The organism is Flavobacterium cupreum (genome assembly GCF_003996965.1).
Classification (GTDB): Bacteria; Bacteroidota; Bacteroidia; order Flavobacteriales; family Flavobacteriaceae; genus Flavobacterium; species Flavobacterium cupreum.
The window spans coordinates 110,598-130,615 of record NZ_QWDM01000009.1; the positions used below are offsets into that span (position 1 = coordinate 110,598).

The following is a 20,018-nucleotide window of genomic DNA, read 5'->3' on the forward strand; positions in this document are numbered from 1 at the left end:
GATTCTTCAATACCAATTTTCAGGAAGTTACTCCTGAAAAATGGCGGTGAGAATGTCTTCTTTTGCAATAATTTTATTTAATATTTTTTTATTGTGATTCAGATTACTTCCTTCCAGCATGTTCTGATGTTCCCCTTTTCCGGTGATATAGTGCACGGTTTCAAAATTTTCTTCCCAATTTTTATCATTATTGTTTTCTGTTTTTACCAGAACCAGTTCGGACGGTAGTTTGCGTTCATAATTCAGACGCATCAGGTAATTGATATACCCAATTCGCTTTTCTTTGGCCTGAGCGAGTAGTTCCTGCATGTTTTCATCGATTTCCGTTCCCAGGTCAAATCCGTCAGCTGCAAGTTCTGTCTGTAGCTTTTCTTCATCCAGCTTTACGGCATCAAACATGATGATTCGGGATACTTTTCGGTTGAACTCCTTTGTCAGATAAGCGGCAACCTCATAGGATAAGATACCTCCTGCCGACCAGCCAAATAACACGATGTCGCCGTCTTCCTGAATTTCATTGATTTTTTGCGCGTAATACCCTGCCGGATTCTCTTCGTTTTCCGGAAAATTGAAGGCTATACATCCGGAATCTTCATTATTCCGGAATAAATCCCTGTAAGCACTTCCGTAACCTGCTATTGGAGGAAAGGCAAAAACGGTATTTTGGGCCTGGCGGTTTCCATATTCATAAAAATCCTTATCCGAATCAAAAAGGTTCGTCAGATGATATTGTATGATTTCGGCGATCGTATTGAAACGAAACAGGGAATCCGCCGGATAGCTGGTCGAAAATTCCTGGTTCATTTTAAAGATGGTGTTTATGGCCGAAATACTGTTTCCGCCCAACTCAAAGAAATTATCGGTAATCCCGACTTTTTCAAGACCCAGAACTTCCTGCCATATGGCGGCTATTTTCTGTTCTGTTTCACTTTTTGGTGCGATATAGGCTGTTCTTATTACGTCTTCCCCACTAATGCCGGGCAGCGCTTTACGGTCAGTTTTTCCGTTAGGAGTCAAGGGCAGGTTATCCAGAACTACATAGAAGGACGGCACCATATACTCCGGTAATTTGTTTAAAAGGTAGTTTCTTATCGCCGCTTTGTCTATTTCGGACTGGGCGGTATAATAGGCTACTAATACCTTTTCCGCATTTACTTGTTTTACCTCCACCACTACTTGTTTGATCTCTTCTGAATATTCTGCCAGGCGGGCTTCGATTTCACCCAGTTCAATCCGGAATCCTCTTATTTTTACCTGCTGGTCATTTCTTCCTAAAAATTCAATATTCCCATCCGGAAGCCATCGCCCTAAATCTCCGGTGTCATACATGATGCTGCCGGACTTAAACGGATTTGCTGTAAATTTCTCTGCTGTCAGTTCCGGTTTGTTCAGATATCCTCTGGCTACACCCGCTCCGGCAACATATATTTTACCAAATACTCCCGTTGGTACCGGATGCAGTTTTGAGTCTAAAATGTACAGCTGTGTATTCGAAATTGCCTTCCCGATTGGGATCGACAGATACTCTTTTTGTCTGATTTTAAAATAGGTACTGTACGTCGTATCTTCAGACGGGCCGTATAAATTGTATACTTCGATCTGGTCTAAAGGCAGTCTTTGTATGGTGTTGTGCGCTATGGGTTCTCCGGCCATATTTAAAATGCTAACGGACTCGAAAGAAACACCATCATCTAAAAGCTGTTTCACCACAGAAGGCACAGTATTGATTAAAACATTCTTGTCTTTATCGATATGGTTTTTGATTTCCAAACCGTTTTTTAAGAGTTTTATAGTCTTACCGATCGAAAGGGTATAGAATATCTCAAAAACAGATAAATCAAAACAATACGAAGTTACCGCGTATACGGTTTCGAATTTACTGCTGTTAAATTCCGTTGCTGCCCAGTGAATCAGCGCTGTTGCATTTCTATGTTCAATCATAACCCCTTTCGGATGGCCTGTAGTTCCGGAAGTGTAAATGATATATGCCAGATCCTTAGCGCTAGTAGTGCTTTCAGGATTTAATACAGAATATTGTTCCTGACTCTTATAGAACGATTCCAGTACGTTTTCGTCAATTACAATTTTGCAATTACTGTCTTTTTCGATGTACTCGATTCTTTCCTGTGGATACGATTTATCAATAGGCACATAAGCCGCACCTGATTTCAGGATTCCCAGAAGGGTGATAATCATTTTCTCGCTGCGGTCTAATTTAATGCCTATTAAATCGTCGGTTTTTATTTGGTGATGCGCTCTTAAATAATGCGCTAACTGATTGGCCTGTGCATTGATCTCTTTGTAGGTGAAGTACTGATTTTCGAAAATAACGGCACTGTTTTCAGGAGTTTTTGCCACCTGATCCTCAAACAAACTAATCATCGTTTTATCCTGCGAATACACTGACGAGGTCGTATTATACTCCAGCAGTAATTTGGTTTCCTCTGCAATGGTCAGATAATCAAGTCCGTCTATCGCTTGTTTAGGGTCGTCAATTGCTTCGTTTAACAGGTTTTCAAGATGACCAAATACGGAATTTATAAACAGGGCGTCATAGATGTCCGTATTATAATCAATGTTCAGGATCAGCTGGTCGGTTTCGACAAAAGTGAAGGTAATGTCCAGCTTGGCGATCTTATTTTCAAAATCAAAACCGGAAACTTCTATGCCTTCTAATGCGGCGGGACTTGCCAGGTTTTTCAACTGGTTTTGGTTTTGAAGCACTACCAGCACGTCAAACAAAGCCGAGCGGCTCAGGTCGCGCTTCAGGTTCAGGTTTTCTACTAATTCATCAAATGAATACTCCTGGTGCTGGTAGGCATTTAAAAGGGTTTCTTTTTCTTTGTTCAGAATAGCCAAAAAGTCATCTTCCTCTTCAAACTTTGTCCGAATGGCCAGTGTGTTGAGATACAATCCTAATTGGTTTTCCAGATCCGGATGCTCTCTGCCTGCTATTGGCGTACCGACAATAATATCTTCCCGACGGGTATAACGGTGCAATAACGTTTTTATACCGGCCATTAAGGTCATAAACAAGGTCACGTCCTGCGCTTTGGAAAACGTTTTTAGTTTTTCTAAAAGTGCTGCAGAGAATTGATGCGACTTATGATCCCCGTTATAGGTTTGAACCAACGGTCTTTTCTTAAAACTCGGAAGTTCCAGTACCGGTAATTGTCCCTTGAACTCGTTTAACCAGAACTCTTTGGATTTCTGGTATTTTTCCTGCTGAACCGCTTCATTAAGCCACACCGCATAGTCTTTGTAATGGATGTTCAGTTGCGGTAAATCAACCGGAATTCCCTGCACGAGGCTATTGTATATTTTGACCACTTCGGACACGATTAGCTGCATTGACCATCCGTCACCGATGATATGATGCATACAAAGTGAAAAGAGATGTTCTTTTTCTCGTGTTTTAATTAAGGAAGCTCTTAGTAAAGGAGCTTGTTCCAGATTAAAAACAAGTGCATTTTGTTCTTTCAGATAGTTTGCAACAAGTGTCTCCTGCCCTGCTTTATTGCTGAAATCTATTTCTGTTACTTCAAAAACAATATCTGCTGTGCTTTTTATAAACTGGCGCAGTTGTCCCTCAGCAGTATTCCTGAAGCCTGTTCGTAATATTTCGTGTCTTTGAATTAATAACTGAAAGGTTTCCTTAAATTTATCGGCATCCAGTTCCCCTGTTAATTTTAGGACTGCCGGCATATTGTACGCCAGCGATCCTCCCTCTAACTGACTCAGGATCCAGAATCGGTATTGGGAAGCCGTTAAAGGGTAACTCTCCCTGATTTCTGCCTGAGGAATGGCTGTATACTCATTTTGGTTCAGCGTTTTACCCAGCGCATCGATGGTGGGGTTAGCGAAAAAGTCCCGGAACGAAACTGTTTTATTCAATTGTTTGTTAAGCCTGTTGATGACTTGTGCCACAATAAGGCTGTGTCCGCCCAATTCAAAGAAATTATCGGTCATCCCGACTTTTTCAACAGCGAGCACTTCCTGCCAGATTTCGGCCATTTTTTGCTCGGTCTCATTTCGTGGCGCAACATATTCTTTTCGAATCGCATCTTCCCCACTAATACCGGGTAATGCTTTACGATCTATTTTGCCGTTTGGCGTTAGCGGGAACTGATCCAGGTCCAGATAAAATGCAGGTACCATATATTCCGGCAGTTTTTCTAACAGATAATTTCTGATCGCTGCTTTGTCTATGGCTTCGTTAGTCACATAATAGGCTACCAGTACTTTTTCACCGTTGACTTCTTTGGCCTGAACGATCGATTGTTTTATACGAGTAGAATACTGTAAAAGACTGGTTTCTATTTCGCCCAATTCAATTCGGAACCCCCTTACTTTTACCTGATGGTCGTTTCTGCCTGAAAATTCAATAGTGCCATTCGGCAGCCAGCGCCCGACATCTCCGGTATCGTACATTCTGGTACCGGGAATAAACGGATTTTCGATAAACTTTTCTGCGGTCAGTTCCGGTTTATTCCAGTAACCACGCGTCACTCCTGCTCCCGATATGTAGAGATTACCTGAAACTCCCAATGGCGTCGGCAACAAGGCATTGTTCAGGATATACACCTGCGTATTGGAAATCGGACGTCCAATAGAAAACGGCTGATCTTTGGTATATAAAAATTCTATCGACGTCACAGTTGTTTCCGTTGGTCCGTACTTATTGTAAAAATCACAAATACCACTCCACGATTCAGCCAGTTTTTCGGAACAAATATCACCTCCGGACAACACTCTTCTTAAACTAAGTCTTTGGGAAGGTTTCAGTTTACTTACTACCGACGGAACGGAATGGAAGTGGGTAATTTTGTTCTCAAAGACAAATTGCTCCAGCTCCACTTCATCTAACAACACCTTTCTGGGCAGTATGTATAAAGCTGCCCCGTTTAAGAGCGCCAAAAAGGTCTGCTCGACAGAGGCATCGAAAGAAAAATTGGAAAGCTGAAGGATTCGCTCGGTCTCATCAATTTTAAACTCCCTGGTCTGCGAACTGATTAAGTTGATGACGTTTCTGTGTTCCACCATTACCCCTTTTGGGTTCCCTGTGGTGCCTGAGGTGTAAATGATATAGGCTAAATCTCCGGCATTATTTATTTTTTGAGTATTCTGGCCTGAATAGTTTTCTCTGGTGGTGTAAAAGGCCTCAAAAACGGCCTCATCCAGTACTATTTTGCAAGCACTGTCACTTTCTATATAGGCAATTCTTTCGGGAGGATAAGAAGAATCAATCGGTACGTAGGCCGCTCCGGATTTTAATATTCCTAAAATCGCTACGATTATGCTCTCGCTTCGTTCCAGTTTTATTCCTACGCGGTCACCCGGTTCAATCGTATGGTTTTTTCTTAAATAATGCGCCAGCTGGTTGGCCTGTTCGTTAAGTTCCTGATAGTTGAGCGCTTTTTCTTCAAAAACAACAGCTGTATTCGCTGGTGTTTTGGCAAGCTGTTCTTCAAATAAATCTGTAAGTGTTTTATGTTCCGGATAATCTGCCGCAGTCGCATTGAAATGAAATAGTAATTTTGTTTTTTCAGCCTCAGTCAGGTAATCCAGACTGTTTATGGTTTGTGCGGGATTATCAATTGCTTCGTTAAATATATTTTCCAGATGACGGAAGAGTGCATCAATCAAAAACGTATCGTAGATATCGGTATTGTAATTCACCGAAAGAAGCAGTTTTTCTGTTTCGACAAAGAGGAAACTGATATCGAATTTTGATGTTTTATTCTCAAAATCAAAACCTTCCACTTCTAAACCTTTTAAGGCAGTATCGTTGGCTATACTTTTTAACTGCGCCTGATTCTGAAGCACCACCAATATGTCGAATAAAGCGGATCGGCTCAGGTCTCTCTTTACATTCAGGTTTCCTACCAGTTCATCAAAAGAATAGTCCTGATGCTCATAAGCGTTTAGAAGGGTTTCTTTTTCTTTATTTAAAATATCAAGAAAACGATCCTCCTGCTCAAATCGGGTACGAATGGCCAGTGTATTCAGGAAAAGTCCCAGCTGATTTTCTAAATCGGGGTGTTCCCTGCCCGCAATAGGCGTACCGATAATGATATCGTCCTGATTGCTGTAGCGGTGCAATAATGTTTTGATTCCGGCCATTAAGGTCATAAACAGCGTTACATCATGTGCTGCTGAAAATGTTTTTAGCTTTTCTAAAAGTGCACCGGAGAACTCATATAACTGAACAGCGCCATTATACGTTTGTACCAAAGGTCTTTTGGTAAAGCCCGGCAGTTCCAGCACGGGTAATTCTCCGGTAAGTTCGTTCAGCCAGAACTTTTTGGAATTTTGGTATTTTTCCTGCTGTATTTCGTCGTTAATCCATACTGCATAATCTTTGTAGTGAATGTTTAGATCGGGCAAATCAACCGGGATTCCCTGCACTAAGGCATTGTATGTTTTCACAATTTCGGAAATGATCAACTGCATAGACCAGCCATCACCAATGATGTGGTGCATACACAGTGAAAAAATATGTTCCTTTTCCTGGGTTTTAATTAATGAAGCTCTTAGCAAAGGGGCTTGTTCCAGATTAAAAGCAATCGCATTCTGCTCTTCCAGATACTGCAGCACCAGATCTTCCTGCTCTTTATGATTGCTGAAATCCTGCTCTGTTACTTCAAAGTCAATTTCATTTACCGGCGTTATAAATTGCTGAATCTGACCTTCTGCATTGTTTTTGAAGCTTGTTCGCAATATTTCATAGCGCTCCAGTAACAAAGTAAAGGTTTCCTTAAAGGTATCGGTATCCAGATCTCCGGTTAATTTAATTGCCGACGGCATATTGTAAGCCAGTGAACCTCCTTCGAGCTGGCTCAGAATCCAAAACCGGTTCTGAGAAGCGGTAAGAGGGTAGCTTTCCATTATCTCCGCCTGTGGAATGGCGGCATACTCATTCTGGTTCAGGGTTTGACTTAACGAATCAATGGTCGGGTTAGAGAAAAAATCCTTAAACGAAACGGTTTTGTTCAATTGCTTGTTGAGCCTGTTGATGACTTGTGCCACAATAAGGCTGTGTCCTCCCATTTCAAAGAAATTATCGGTAATCCCTACCTGGTCAAGGCCGAGCACTTCCTGCCAGATTTCGACCATCTTTTTTTCGGTCTCGTTTCGGGGCTGTACATACTCTCTTCGGATACTGTCTTCTCCGTTGATGCCCGGTAACGCATTGCGGTCGGTTTTGCCATTTGATGTTAATGGTATCTGTTCCAAAAGCACGTAAAACGCAGGAATCATATAATCCGGCAGCTTCGTCTGCAGGTAATTTCTAATTTCTCCCTTGTCGATTTCGAGGTCTGAAACATAATAGGCCACCAAAACTTTTTCTGTATTGACCTCTTTGACCTGAACAACAACTTGTTTCAGATCATCTGAAAATTGCAAAAGGGCGGTTTCTATTTCTCCCAGTTCGATTCGGTACCCGCGTATTTTGACCTGATGGTCGTTTCTGCCCAGAAATTCAATCGTGCCATCGGGAAGCCAGCGGCCTAAATCACCGGTATCGTACATCTTAGTTCCCGGAATAAACGGGTTTCCGATGAATTTTTCGGCGGTAAGTTCAGGCTGGTTTAAGTATCCTCTTGAAACGCCATCACCGGATAAATACAGCTTACCGCTTACGCCAACGGCAACGGGCTGTAAATTCTGATCCAGTACATAGGCCTGGCTGTTTGGGATCGGCTTGCCTATCGGAATGGTGTTATATTTCTGATTCTGAATATCAAAAGTCATCGAAAAAGTAGTGTTTTCGGTAGGGCCGTAACCGTTTACGATTTTGATTGACGGATTGCTTTCAAAAACTTTTTGGGTATGTTTCGGCGAAACTACATCTCCACCCACAATCAGCTGACTGATGTTTTCGAAAAAACCGATATTATTTTCAACCACGCTGTTAAACCAGGAAGCCGTCATCCAGAGGCTATTGACCCCATTGGTTTTAACAATGTTTTCTAAGGTGGCTAAATCCATCAAGTCGTCCTGACTGGTTAAGAGTAATGTAGCCCCGTTTAATAAAGTTCCGAAAAACTCTATGGTTGTAGCATCAAAAGAGATGGAACCGGTACTTAACAGGATTTTATCTGAATCTAAAGGGAAGTACGAACAAGGCTTAACCAGTCTTGCCACATTGCGATGCTCTACCATCACTCCTTTTGGATTTCCGGTGGAACCTGAAGTGTAAATGATATACGCTAAATCGGAAGAGCTGTTTACAGTCTCGGGATTTTCAGCTTTATACCTGAATCTCTGGAAGTTAAACATCATCAGTTCATCCTCGTCAATAATAGCCTTGCAATTGGTATCTTCTTCGATATATGCTATTCTTTCCTGCGGATAATCGGAGTCAATAGGAACATAGGCAGCTCCTGACTTCAGCACTCCCAAAATGGCAATTAGCAACTGTTCGCTTCGGCTTAATTTGATGCCCACAAAATCATCTGGCTGGATATCGTAGCTTTCTCTCAGATAAGAGGCAAACTGATTTACTTTTTCGTTTAGTTCTTTATAGGTTAATTGCAATTCCTCAAAAACAATGGCGATAGCCTCCGGTGTTTGGGCGGCCTGCTCTTCGAACAATTGAACAATCGTTTTTTCTTTTGGATACGGCACCGAAGTGTCATTAAAATCGACTACCAGCTGCTTTAGTTCCTCCGGTGCTAAATAAGCAATACGAGAGACCGGAAGGTTCGGTTCTGCAATAACGCCCTGCAGTAAAGCGCCAAAATGTGCTGTTATTTTTTCAACAAAGTCTACGGTATAAATATCCGTATTGAATGTCAGGTTGAAATTCAACTCATTGCCAAACTCATCAAACGTAAATTCCAGATCGTATTTGATCAGCAGATTTTGTTTGTTCTGATACTGTTGAATGGTAATGCCGTCCAGTTGTTGGGTGCTGTCGAAACTGTCCATGTTCTGCAGGATCAGCATCACGTCAAATAACGGACTGCGGCTTGCGTCTCTTTTTAGGTTTAAGTTTTCAATTAACTCATCAAACGGATAGATCTGATGCTCATAGGCTTCCAGTGTTCTGTTTTTAACATTCAATAGTAAATCAGCAAAGCTGTCCTGTCCGTCAAATTGCGTTCTCAGGGCTAAGGTGTTTAAGTAAAGTCCGGTTTGATTTTGCAAATCCGAATGGGGCCTTCCGGCAATTGGAGTACCAATTATGATATCATTCTGATTGGTATATCTGTAAAATAAGACGTTTAATAAGCTCGTTAATCCCATGAATAAGGTAGCGTCATGGGACTGGCATAAACTGGAGAATTCTTTTAAGATTTCACTGCTAAAACTTCTTTTTACGATACCCCCGTTAAATGTTTTGGCAAGTGGTCTTGTTTTGTATACCGGTAAATCCAGTATCGGAATGGTATCCTGAAATTGTTTCAGCCAGTATTCCTGGTGTGCCTGACTGTTATCTTTCAACTGGTTTTGCTGCCAGGCCGCGTAATCTTTATACTGGATTTGTAAAGGAGGCAACGGATTGGAAATATTGTTTGTAAAAGCGTGATATAATGCAAACAACTCGTTCATCATGACCTGTATCGACCAGCCATCACTGATAATATGATGAATGACCAGTACAAAAACAAAAGTTTCACCGGACGTTTTGATCAGCTTTGCACGCACTAAACAGTCCTTTGCCAAATCAAATGAATATTTCAATTCCTGTTCCAAAAGACCATTTAGATTCTGGCCGTTATCAGCAGATAAATCTTCTGTTTGAAACTGAAAATCAAGGTCTTTAACATCAACTATCTGTTGTCTTACTTCAGCATTGGCTGTTTCGACAAAAACGGTTCTTAAAGATTCATGACGTTCCAGCAGCGCATGAAATGCTTTCTCAAGCGCGTGGGTATTTAAGTTTCCTTTTAATTCAAAGATGCTTGGAATATTGTACACGGTGTTTTGTTCTTCTAACTGACAAAGCAGCCACAAGCTTTTTTGCGATGAGGATACGGTATACGTTTCCGCCTCAGCTACATTGGGGATATCAGTATGGCTATCATGGGAGTCTTGCGACAGTTTGATGAAATCAATTATTCTTTGCTTGTGTAATTTAATCTCATCTAATAACTCATTGGTCAGCACTCCTTTCGGAGCATTTATATCCAGTTTATCTCCCGATAAATTAAGTTTTACATTGGAGGCCCTTAATTTTTTGAGTAATGTTTGCATCGCTTTATCTTATTATATACTTGTCTGTAATGATTCCCTGATTTGTTTTTGATCAAGCAGTACAACGGATTTTAAATAAACCCGCTGTAATCCGCATGCATTTCGTTTTTAAACCAAACTATAGTTTTGTGTTTTTTTCTTGCTGTATAAGATTTCTTTTTCGCCGAATAACCTTTCTGTAATGATTTCCCTTGAACTGCATTCTTCAATAAGGCGGTTCGATTGTATAATAGGATTGGATTCATCGGTGTATTTGATACTGCTGATGAACTCACACCACGGCTCCTGCCCCATTGCGTACACATAGACTTCTAAGGGGTTGAATACATCAACCAGGTGCATTCCCCTGGCAAAGTCAGATCCGGCCAGTCTTCTGGACTGATCGTGCTCTTTAGACAATTCGTTTACCACCAGTGGCCCGTACAACCACGTTAATGGAGCCCCGTCGCATTCCATTCCAAGGAAAATAACATCTACATCGCCGATTATGCTATGCGTATTCTCGTATAATTTTTTTTCTAAAATCCTGGAGTCTGCTGCAAAAAGCAATGAAAATTCAGAGATTTCCACATGGTAGCAAATTTTGGCCTTGATGTCCAGATCACTGTGCTCTCCTGTAAAAGGGATACCGGTAATCTTGCAATCTGAAAAATTTACCGTAGAGAATTCTTCAATTTCAATAATATTATCAAAACCTATATTATTGAACATCAGCTTTAAGGAAGGGTCCTGAAGGTGTCCGCCTCCTGAGCGCGGCACAATAATGTTTTTAATTTTATGTCGAAGCGGTAAAAGCGTTTCCAGTAAAATATGATCCTGATGATTGTGGGTAATCAGCACATAGTCGATCTTTTCGGGCAATTCGTAATCGGAAAAATGTTCTACAGTGGACTCGTATCCGTAGTAGCTAATTAAAGGATCGACGAGTATGCTTACATCTTTGGTTTCAATTAGGATGCAGGCATGGCCAAAGTATCGCATTCTGATTTTATCCCCCTCATATTTTACATAGGGTACGGATGGTGTATCTGTAAAAAACGATTCAAATAAGGCGTTCTCGGTTTCATTTAAATCCCCCAGCATTTCCCTTATTTCAGCATAAGGGCGCGGTGTTCTTTTCATTTTACTCAACTCGTCTATAAATTTGTGTTCGAATGGCATCTCTAAATGCAGAACGTCTTTCTCATCGAGTCTCGGGGTACTTAGGCAAAAAGGGCGCGAATCGTTATTGGTCACCCACAACGCCAGGCTCTGATTGCTTTTATTGTAAAATTTACTTTTGTACAAAAGCTGCTCGTAAAACCGGAAAGATGGATTGCCGTTCAGGTCATAAATTAATTCCACATACCCTTTCAGAATATCCGGTACGTTTTTATACAATCCTTCCAGCGATTGGCCTTTGGCTTCTTTATTCAACATTAAAACCAGTTTTCTGATGGCCATGGAAAGGCTGATCAGCTCTTTTTGATTGGTAAAGGTTGACTCCAGTAATTTCCTTACGTCTTCCGAACGATCGCCGTTGTAGTCCATAAAAGGGCCGCCCAGCATTTTAGGATCCTTAACGGCTTCCTCATGTACCGCAGGCGATTCCAGGTAAGAGTTCATTATTTCAATATGCCTTTTGGTTACGTTCATGGCTGCCGTTCCGGGCGATATGAGATGCGCCCAGGCGTACCATCTTTCTATTAAAGGCTCCATAACAACGTTCGGTTTCAAATAAACTAATCCTTCCATCTTACTATATTTTTAATGATTTATTTTTTCTTTTAACTGATTCTTATTTCGGTAGCAGAACAGCAGGTGCTTAACCGCCTACCCTTTTTCTTTCTTCTTCGTTACCGGTATTTCTGTTTATAATTTTTGCTTTTTTACTTCCCAGCCTGTAATTTAAATAGAGCTGTATGTAGCGGCTGTCGTTGTAGAGCCTGTATTCCTGGTATACACCATTTACGGTCGGGTTAAAATTTATTTTTTCGGTCCTGAAAATATCATTGGCTTTCAGTGATATTCTCAGATTGTCGTTAAGCAAATACTGAAGTGTCACTGCAGTGGAACTTGACGCGTCTAATTTTACAAATCCTTCCGTTTTTGGAAAAACATACCAGTAATTAAGGTTCAGCAGCAGCGTTTTTTTATCATTTAGGATGAAATCGTTATTCGTGGCCAATTTCAAATTATAACCTTCAATCCCTTTTGTCGATTCAATCAGGGATCTTGATTTGGTATAATTAAAATCGGCCGTATTGTTGCTTGTCCACCATTTAAACTCGTTAAAGACATAGATTTCCGAAATCCCGTATCGTTCCATATTAAAGATATTTCGGGTTACGATGCGGACAATATTGGTGTCGGGATCGGGTGTGGAAATCTGCATGAACACATTTTTGTCATGGCTGTAATACAGTTTGCTTTCCAGCTTTTTATACGAATAGATAAATTCGAAATTATCGATAAACGCAGGCTGCAACAGTGGATTCCCCTGAATACTCTGAAACGGGTTGATATAGGCTATATTCGGATTTAACTGGGCAAAAGTCGGCCGGTCTATTCTTTTGCTGTAACTCAGTCGGTAAACAGAATGCGGCTGCGGCGTATAGGAGATATTAAAGGACGGGAATAACCTGTTATAGTTATTGTTTACGGATTGCTGTACATCTGCTTCATACGATTTTGCCTGCGTGTTTTCAAATCGCAATCCGACCTGCGATTCCAGATTATTAGCAAACTTTTTGTTTCCGGATATATATACGGCCTGTACATTTTCTTTATATCCGAAATCAAAATCTTCTAATGGTAAATCAGTGACAGGCTGGTCTGTAAAATCACTGTTGAAGGTGGATATTAAATTTTTGGTGTCTGAAAACGAAACTTTTCCTCCAAAACCAATATTAGCCCATTCGACAGGCAGTTCAAAATCAACTTTACCCGAAAAATTGCTGATGTTCTGATTGTTATTATTGATCCCCTTAAAAAATTCCTTCTTAGGCGGATTGTACTCCTCGGAAGTTCCCTCATAAGGCCTGGAATCATTACTTTTATACTTAAAGTAATCTACGTTCACCAGCATTTTTCCTCCTGCCGGATTGAGCTTGTATTCATTGAATACGTTTACAGAATGCAGCGTTGGCCTTAAAAAAGCATACCCGACAGAGGTAATATTTTGTGTAACTTCATTCGTATCATTATCATAAATCAGTAAACTTCTGGTGGCATCGGTGTCTGTTTTATTCAAATTGGTCAGGTATTGAAAACCTAAAACCCATTTGGGCGTCGCGATATATTGCATACTTACAATTCCATTCAGCATTTTATGTTTTTTCTGAAGCGGGTAATTTAAAACCCATAATCCATCGGCAAAGTGAATTTTACTTTCCTGTTCCAGATAGATTCCGCCATCTCTGTAATTTAAGGAAGCAGACATGCTTAGTTTGTTTTTATTGTATATAAAATTGCTGGTGGTTGATCCTTCCGGATCGTGATGCCTTTGCAGATAACCCGTCCCTAGCGAGAGATTCCAGGAATCTTTCTTAGCTTTCTTTAACCGGATATTTACCAGACCACTGTTTCCTAACGCCTCGTATTTAGCCGGTGGTGTCGTAATGACTTCAATGCTCTTGATGTTCTCGGCCGGAATTGATTTTAATAAATTGGTCAGTTCTTCCTGTCCAAGCTCAATCATTTTATCGTCCAGCAAAACCCTGACGGTACTTTTACCTGCAATGGTGATACTTTCATTCTGGATCTGGACCCCCGGTGTGATTTTTAAGGCATCGAGCGCATCACCACCTGCCGTGCTAATCGTGTTTTCTATGTTAAAAACAAGCCGGTCTACTTTACGCTCTACGATTTCTTTCTTCTGCGTAATCACAACAGCCTGTAATTCCTGGACATTATTTGTCAGAATCTCCCCTAAATCCAGATCGGAACTCAGTTCTATGTCTTTTGTGTATAAAATGGTCCCAAACTGGCTGATTTTCAATTTATAGGAGCCTGCTTTATATTCCAATACAAACTCCCCTTTTTCATTTGTAATCTGATTTTTTACGGGAAGAGGCCCGTTTGCAAAAAGAAGAACTTCAGCAAACGCTACGGGAGTATGATCTGCCGTAACTACTTTTCCCGATATTTTGACTTGTGCTGTTAATACGTTACTTAAAATAAATGCAATAAATAATAACCGGTTCATTAGTAATTTTTGTTTTATTAATATTTCAATTTTGACCTTTTAAGGTTTCCATTTTTTAAATTAGATCGTAAAATTTTCAGATTCTTCAATTGAAATATTTTCTTCATTACTGGTACGATACAATAGGGTGTTTTCCAGAAGCAGTGCTAATTCCTCCAGTATAATATTGTCAAATAAGTCGATGATGGATAATTTGACATCAAACTGTTTATGGATGATACTGATCAGTTTTGTAGCGTTCAGGCTATGCCCTCCGAGTTCAAAAAAGCTATCCGTAACGCCGACTTTTTCAACGCCAAGGATTTCCTGCCATATCAGGGCTATTTTTTGCTCGATTTCGTTTCGGGGCGCTACATACTCTTTTCTGATAATATCTGCCTCACTGATGCCCCTAAGGGCCTTACGGTCGATCTTTCCGTTTGTATTGACCGGCAAGTGTTCCAGCACCACGAGAAAGGAAGGCACCATATATTCCGGCAGCCTGTTTTGGAGATAGCGGCGAATTTCGGTTTTGTCTAATTCGGTATCCGAAACGTAATACGCTACTAAGGTTTTCTCTCCGTTTACCTGTTGCGGCTGCACTACTACCTGTCGCAAATCGTCCGAAAATTGCAAAAGGACCGTTTCTATTTCGCCCAGCTCAATTCTGAAGCCTCTTATTTTTACCTGTTCGTCGTTTCTTCCCAAAAATTCGATGCTTCCATCCGGCAGCCAGCGTCCCAAATCTCCGGTATCGTACATTTTGGTATGGGATACGAATGGATTTTCGATGAATTTTTCGGCGGTAAGCTCCGGTTTATTCAGGTAGCCGCGGGTTACCCCGGCACCCGAAATGTATATTTTTCCCGAAACGCCCACCTGGGTTGGAAACAGGTTATTGTCCAGGATATAGGCCTGCGTATTGGAAATCGGCTTACCGATAGAAAATGGCGTATTTTTATCATATAGAAGCTCAATCGAAGTCACTGTGGTTTCGGTTGGACCGTATTCGTTATAAAAATCACAGACTGTACTCCAGGATTCCGCCAGTTTTTCAGAACAGCTGTCTCCTCCGGCAATCACTCTTTTCAGTGAAAAACGGCTGTCCGGTGTTATTTTTTCCAGAACGGATGGCACGGCATGAAGGTGCGTAATTTCATTTGCCGTAATAAAATCTTCAAAAAGTTCGGCTTCCAGCAAGGCTGCTCTTGCAATGAGGTACAAGCTCGCCCCGTTGCAAAGGGCCAGGAAAATCTGCTCCACAGACGCATCAAAAGTGTAATTGGACAACTGGAGGATTCTTTCGTTTTCGTCTATCTGAAACTCTCTGGTCTGTGAAATGATCAGGTTGACTACATTCGTATGTTCTACCATGACACCTTTTGGATTACCTGTGGTTCCCGAAGTGTAAATAATATAAGCCAGGTCTTTTGGGCTGTTTATTTTTTCGATATTGGCACCGGTGTAGGCGTCCTGATTTTTATAAAATAAGGACAATACATCTTCGTCAATTACAATTTTGCACTTGCTGTCTTTTTCTATAAAGTCAATTCTTTCCTGAGGGTAAGAAGGATCGATGGGCACATAGGCTGCGCCGGATTTCAGTACGCCTAATATTGCCAGAACCATTTTTTCGCTTCGTTCCAGTTTGATTCCGATGAGATCGTCGGGTACAATCCGGAAAAGTTCCCTTAGATAACAGCCCAGCTGATTGGCTTCTGCATTAAGTTGCTGATACGTTACTTTGGTATCTTCAAAAATTACCGCAAGGGCATGTGGCGTTTTGTCTGCCTGTTCTTCAAATATTTCTATAAGCGTTTTATCCTGCGGAAAATCAGATTTGGTGTCGTTAAATCCGTATAGGATTGCTTCAGACTGTTTTTCGTTTAAAACAGAAAACTGTGAAATCTTCTGTTCAGGGGTATCGACAAATTGTTCCAGAAGATGGAAAAACGTATCCATTATGGCGTAAATAAATTCCCGGCTAAACACTCCTGTTTTGTATTCCAGTTCCAGTTCAATAGCCTCTGCAACATCAAAAAATGTAAAGGACAAATTGAATCTTGAAAAGGCCGAAGTCTGATTCATTTCTTCTTCGATTTCAAACGGCAGATCGCTTTTGCTTACCATTCCTGCCCTGTTGTTCTGATTTTGCAATACTACCATTACGTCAAAAAAGGACTTCTTGTTTGCTACTTTCAAATCATTTAATATCAGATCGTACGGATAAACCTGATACTCTAATGCTGTCATAATCGTATTCATTTCATCGGCAACGGCGTCGGCAAAACTTTTATCGCTGTCGATTTCCGTATAAAGAGGAAGCGTATTGATAAACATACCGATTGTCGATTCAAACTCTTTTTTAACCCTTCCGGAAACTGCTGTACCAATGACAAAGTTTTCCTGAGCCAGTCGGTATAGTGAGATTCTTACGGAAGAGATCAAAAGGCTGAATAAGGTGATCCTGTTTGTATTGGCGTAATCAGCCAATTTATCTTTCAGTCTTTTATCGATAGTAAAATGTAAACGGGCCCCTTCTAAACTTCCGGTATCCGGATTTCCTAATCTTAAATTTGAATTCCTGTTGCCCAGTTTTGCTGTCCAGTAATCCGTGTAGGCCGCTATTTTTTCAGTCTGCAGGTTCCCTTTCAGCCAGATCAGATATTCAAAATAGTCATTCTTAACTGGTACTGGAATATAGGTCCTGTTTAAGATTTGCTGGTAAACCGTCACAAAATCTTTTATAAAAACTCCCGTAGACCAGCCATCAAAAATAATGTGGTGAAAAACAAAGAGTAGTTTGTAATTGCTTTCATCATGCTGAAGCACAGCAGCCTGAAACAATGGCCCGTGTTCTAAATCAAAGGTGACGTTTTGAATTTCTTTCGCTTTTTCTTCAGGAATAAAAGAATCATTATTGGAATAAAAAGCAAAATAACTATCAATAGCTGTGTTGTGAATTTCCTTGATGCGCTGCTGAATCGTGCCGTCTTCATCTGTGAAAAAAGTCGACCGCAGGCAGGCATGTCTGCGGATTAATTCCTGTACGGTTTCTTTAAAAACGTCAATATCCACATTTCCTTTGGTGTTGTAGCTTAAAGTGATATTGTAGATTGATTGCATCGACGGATCTACTAGAGATTCAATCCACATTCTTTGTTGTGAATTGGAAGCCTCTAGGGTTTCAAAAATCAATTCTCCTTTTAGGGGCAGTACTTCAGAATTATTTTTGCTTTTTTCCCCGATTGCCTCTTTTATAAGCGTTACAATTTCATTGATTTCGTAGCACTCAAACAGCGCATCAAAGTGTATGGTAATACCGAACAGTTCATTAACCCTGTTTATAAACTGCACGCCCACAATTGAATTTCCGCCTAATTCAAAAAAATCGTCGGTAAGGCTTAAATTGTCATTTTTTAAAATTTCTTTTAAAATACTCACGACAATTTCTTCCTCGCTTAGATTTTCAATACTAAGCTTTGGTTCTTCGATCGCTGATTTTTGAGTCAGGGTATTAAAAAACAACGGATTTTTATGTTCATTCCAACAGGATATTTTTTCAAACGGATAGGTTGGCGCAGTCACTTTTTTGAAAACTTCGTTGCTGTAAAATTCTTTCCAGTTAAATTCCAAGCCTTTATTGTACAGGGTACTCCAAAACAAATTCCAATTATTGCAGTCCATGATTTTTAATACATCTATGCCCGGAACCTGTTCTTCTTTTAATGCTGCCAGAATACCCGGCATGGAATGGGTGCTGTTCCCAACTACCACTAACAATGTGTTGTTATCCGCACAGTTTCTGGCCAGTACTTTTAATTTTTCCAAGTCTAAACTGAATACTTCATTAAAATTCAGATCATCAGAAATGATGCTTTTACCTTCAATTATTTCTTTGGAAGCTTTAGCAATACTACCATTACAAATCAGCTGGTTTACGTTAAATCCTTTTGCTGACAGGTATCTGAATAAAGAAACCTGGAAGGCCAGCGTTTGTGACACCGCAAAATCTGTCTGATCGTTGTCAATCTCTTTTTGCAGATTCAGGAACACCTCTTTAAATTGGCTGCATTTTAAGAAATTTTCAACATTTGGAACGGCATCAGAGAGATACAATAAAGCGATTTTGGAATATTTTGCTGTAGTAATTTCATCATTCTCTTTTTGGCTTAAAAGCGATTTTTTTATTTCAGCAATCGTATTACCTGATACGGCCAATCGGTATTTATAGTCTTTTCTGCCGGTGTTTAAAGTATACGCCAAATCTTCTATCGGAGTCGTTTCTGCAATAAAATTATGAATACTGTCGATGTACTCTTTTAAGGCATTTTTGCTTTTTGCAGCGATTTTAAACCAGTTATCAGTAGCTGTATTTGAAGTTGTTGCTGCACTTGCTTTATATTCCTCCAGAATAATATGTGCATTGGTACCGCTCAGGCCAAACGAGCTCACTCCTGCTCTTCTTGTTTTACTGGTCTGCCATTTGGCTCCCTCTTTTTGCAAAAGAATATTCGGATCTTCTTCTATGAATTTGTTTACCGTATTAAAATTAGCCAGCGGGAAAAACTCTTTTTCCTTTAGTACGAGGGCTGCTTTTATGAATCCAAACAATCCCGACATATTATCGAGATGGCCGATATTGGGTTTTAAAGTCCCTAAACGAACGGAATAGGCTTCATTAGTGCTCGAAAAAGCATCTTTTATGCCCTTGTATTCTATAGGATCTCCTAATTTGGTTCCGGTTCCGTGGGTTTCTATATATCCTACACTGTTCACAGGAATATTGGCGTTTTTGCAGGCGCTTAGAATAACATTCTTTTGTGCCACCGGACTAGGCGCTGTTATACTATTCGAACTGCTTCCGTCATTATTGATTGCCGATCCTTTTATCACTGATAAAATAGAATCATTATCTCTTATGGCATGGTCTAATCTTTTCAGAATAACCACCGCTATACCCTCTCCTCCTGCTGTTCCTGAGGCTTCTTCATCAAAAGCCCTGCACATCCCGTCAGTAGACATGATGGCGTCTTTTTCGAAACTATCGGCTTCATTAAAGAGAAATAACAAGCGTGAACCTGCTACGATTCCTAAGTCAATTTCGCCTCGTCTTATGTTCTGCACGGCTTCATGAATGGCAACCAAAGACGACGAACAGGCCGTATCGATGTTCATGACAGGCCCTCTGATATTGAGGATATTCGCTACTCTTCCACCGCCTATTGATGCTAATCCGCCTATAAAATCCAATCCTTTATTTTCGGATTGGTACAGTAAATTATAAAGCCCCGTTTGCGTGGTGGTAAACAATCCTGTGTTTTGCGATGCGATATAATCCAGATCATAACCGCTGTTTTCAATGGCCGTACAGACACCTTCCAGGATCATTCTGTGTCCGGGATCGATTGTATTGGCTTCTCCTTTTGACAAATTAAAGAATTCATGGTCAAAGAGATCAGCCCTGTCCAGATAACCATACGGATGGTACTTTTCTTTTGGATCTATCTTAGAATGTAAGATTCTTTCTTTTGTGGGTTGTTTTACACAAATACTATTATTTCTTAAAACGTCTGCAAACTCTTGCAGGCTTGTTATATCAGCATATTTTATACTAACTCCAATTAATGCAATATCCATAATCGTTTTG

The 20,018-nt window shown here is 40.5% G+C and carries 4 protein-coding genes; all 4 read right to left on the reverse strand.

Features of this window, described 5'->3' with window-relative positions; genetic code table 11:
• Positions 1-27: 27 nt before the first annotated feature.
• The 4 genes from D0817_RS15155 to D0817_RS15170 all read right to left on the reverse strand — a co-directional run bounded on the left by D0817_RS15155 (position 28) and on the right by D0817_RS15170 (position 20,008).
• Positions 28-10,203: a non-ribosomal peptide synthetase gene (locus D0817_RS15155; RefSeq protein WP_127339226.1), complete on the reverse strand. Its 10,176-nt coding sequence runs from the start codon at positions 10,201-10,203 to the stop codon at positions 28-30.
• Between the two features lie 108 nt (positions 10,204-10,311).
• Positions 10,312-11,937 carry an MBL fold metallo-hydrolase gene (locus D0817_RS15160; protein WP_127339227.1) on the reverse strand — a complete coding sequence of 542 codons (1,626 nt, stop codon included), beginning with the start codon at positions 11,935-11,937 and terminating at the stop codon, positions 10,312-10,314.
• A 70-nt stretch (positions 11,938-12,007) separates the two neighbouring features.
• On the reverse strand, positions 12,008-14,389 hold the full coding sequence (locus tag D0817_RS15165) for a TonB-dependent receptor domain-containing protein (RefSeq protein WP_127339228.1): 2,382 nt from the start codon (positions 14,387-14,389) through the stop codon (positions 12,008-12,010).
• A gap of 60 nt (positions 14,390-14,449) precedes the next feature.
• The gene (locus tag D0817_RS15170; RefSeq protein ID WP_127339229.1) at positions 14,450-20,008 is read right to left on the reverse strand and encodes a non-ribosomal peptide synthetase; all 5,559 of its coding nucleotides are present in this window, start codon (positions 20,006-20,008) and stop codon (positions 14,450-14,452) included.
• Positions 20,009-20,018: the final 10 nt, after the last annotated feature.

Coding starts and splice junctions, on each gene's coding strand:
- D0817_RS15155 (WP_127339226.1), bottom strand. CDS start 10,203: ATGCAAACATTACTCAAAAAATTAAGGGCCTCCAATGTAAAACTTAAT.
- D0817_RS15160 (WP_127339227.1), bottom strand. CDS start 11,937: ATGGAAGGATTAGTTTATTTGAAACCGAACGTTGTTATGGAGCCTTTA.
- D0817_RS15165 (WP_127339228.1), bottom strand. CDS start 14,389: ATGAACCGGTTATTATTTATTGCATTTATTTTAAGTAACGTATTAACA.
- D0817_RS15170 (WP_127339229.1), bottom strand. CDS start 20,008: ATGGATATTGCATTAATTGGAGTTAGTATAAAATATGCTGATATAACA.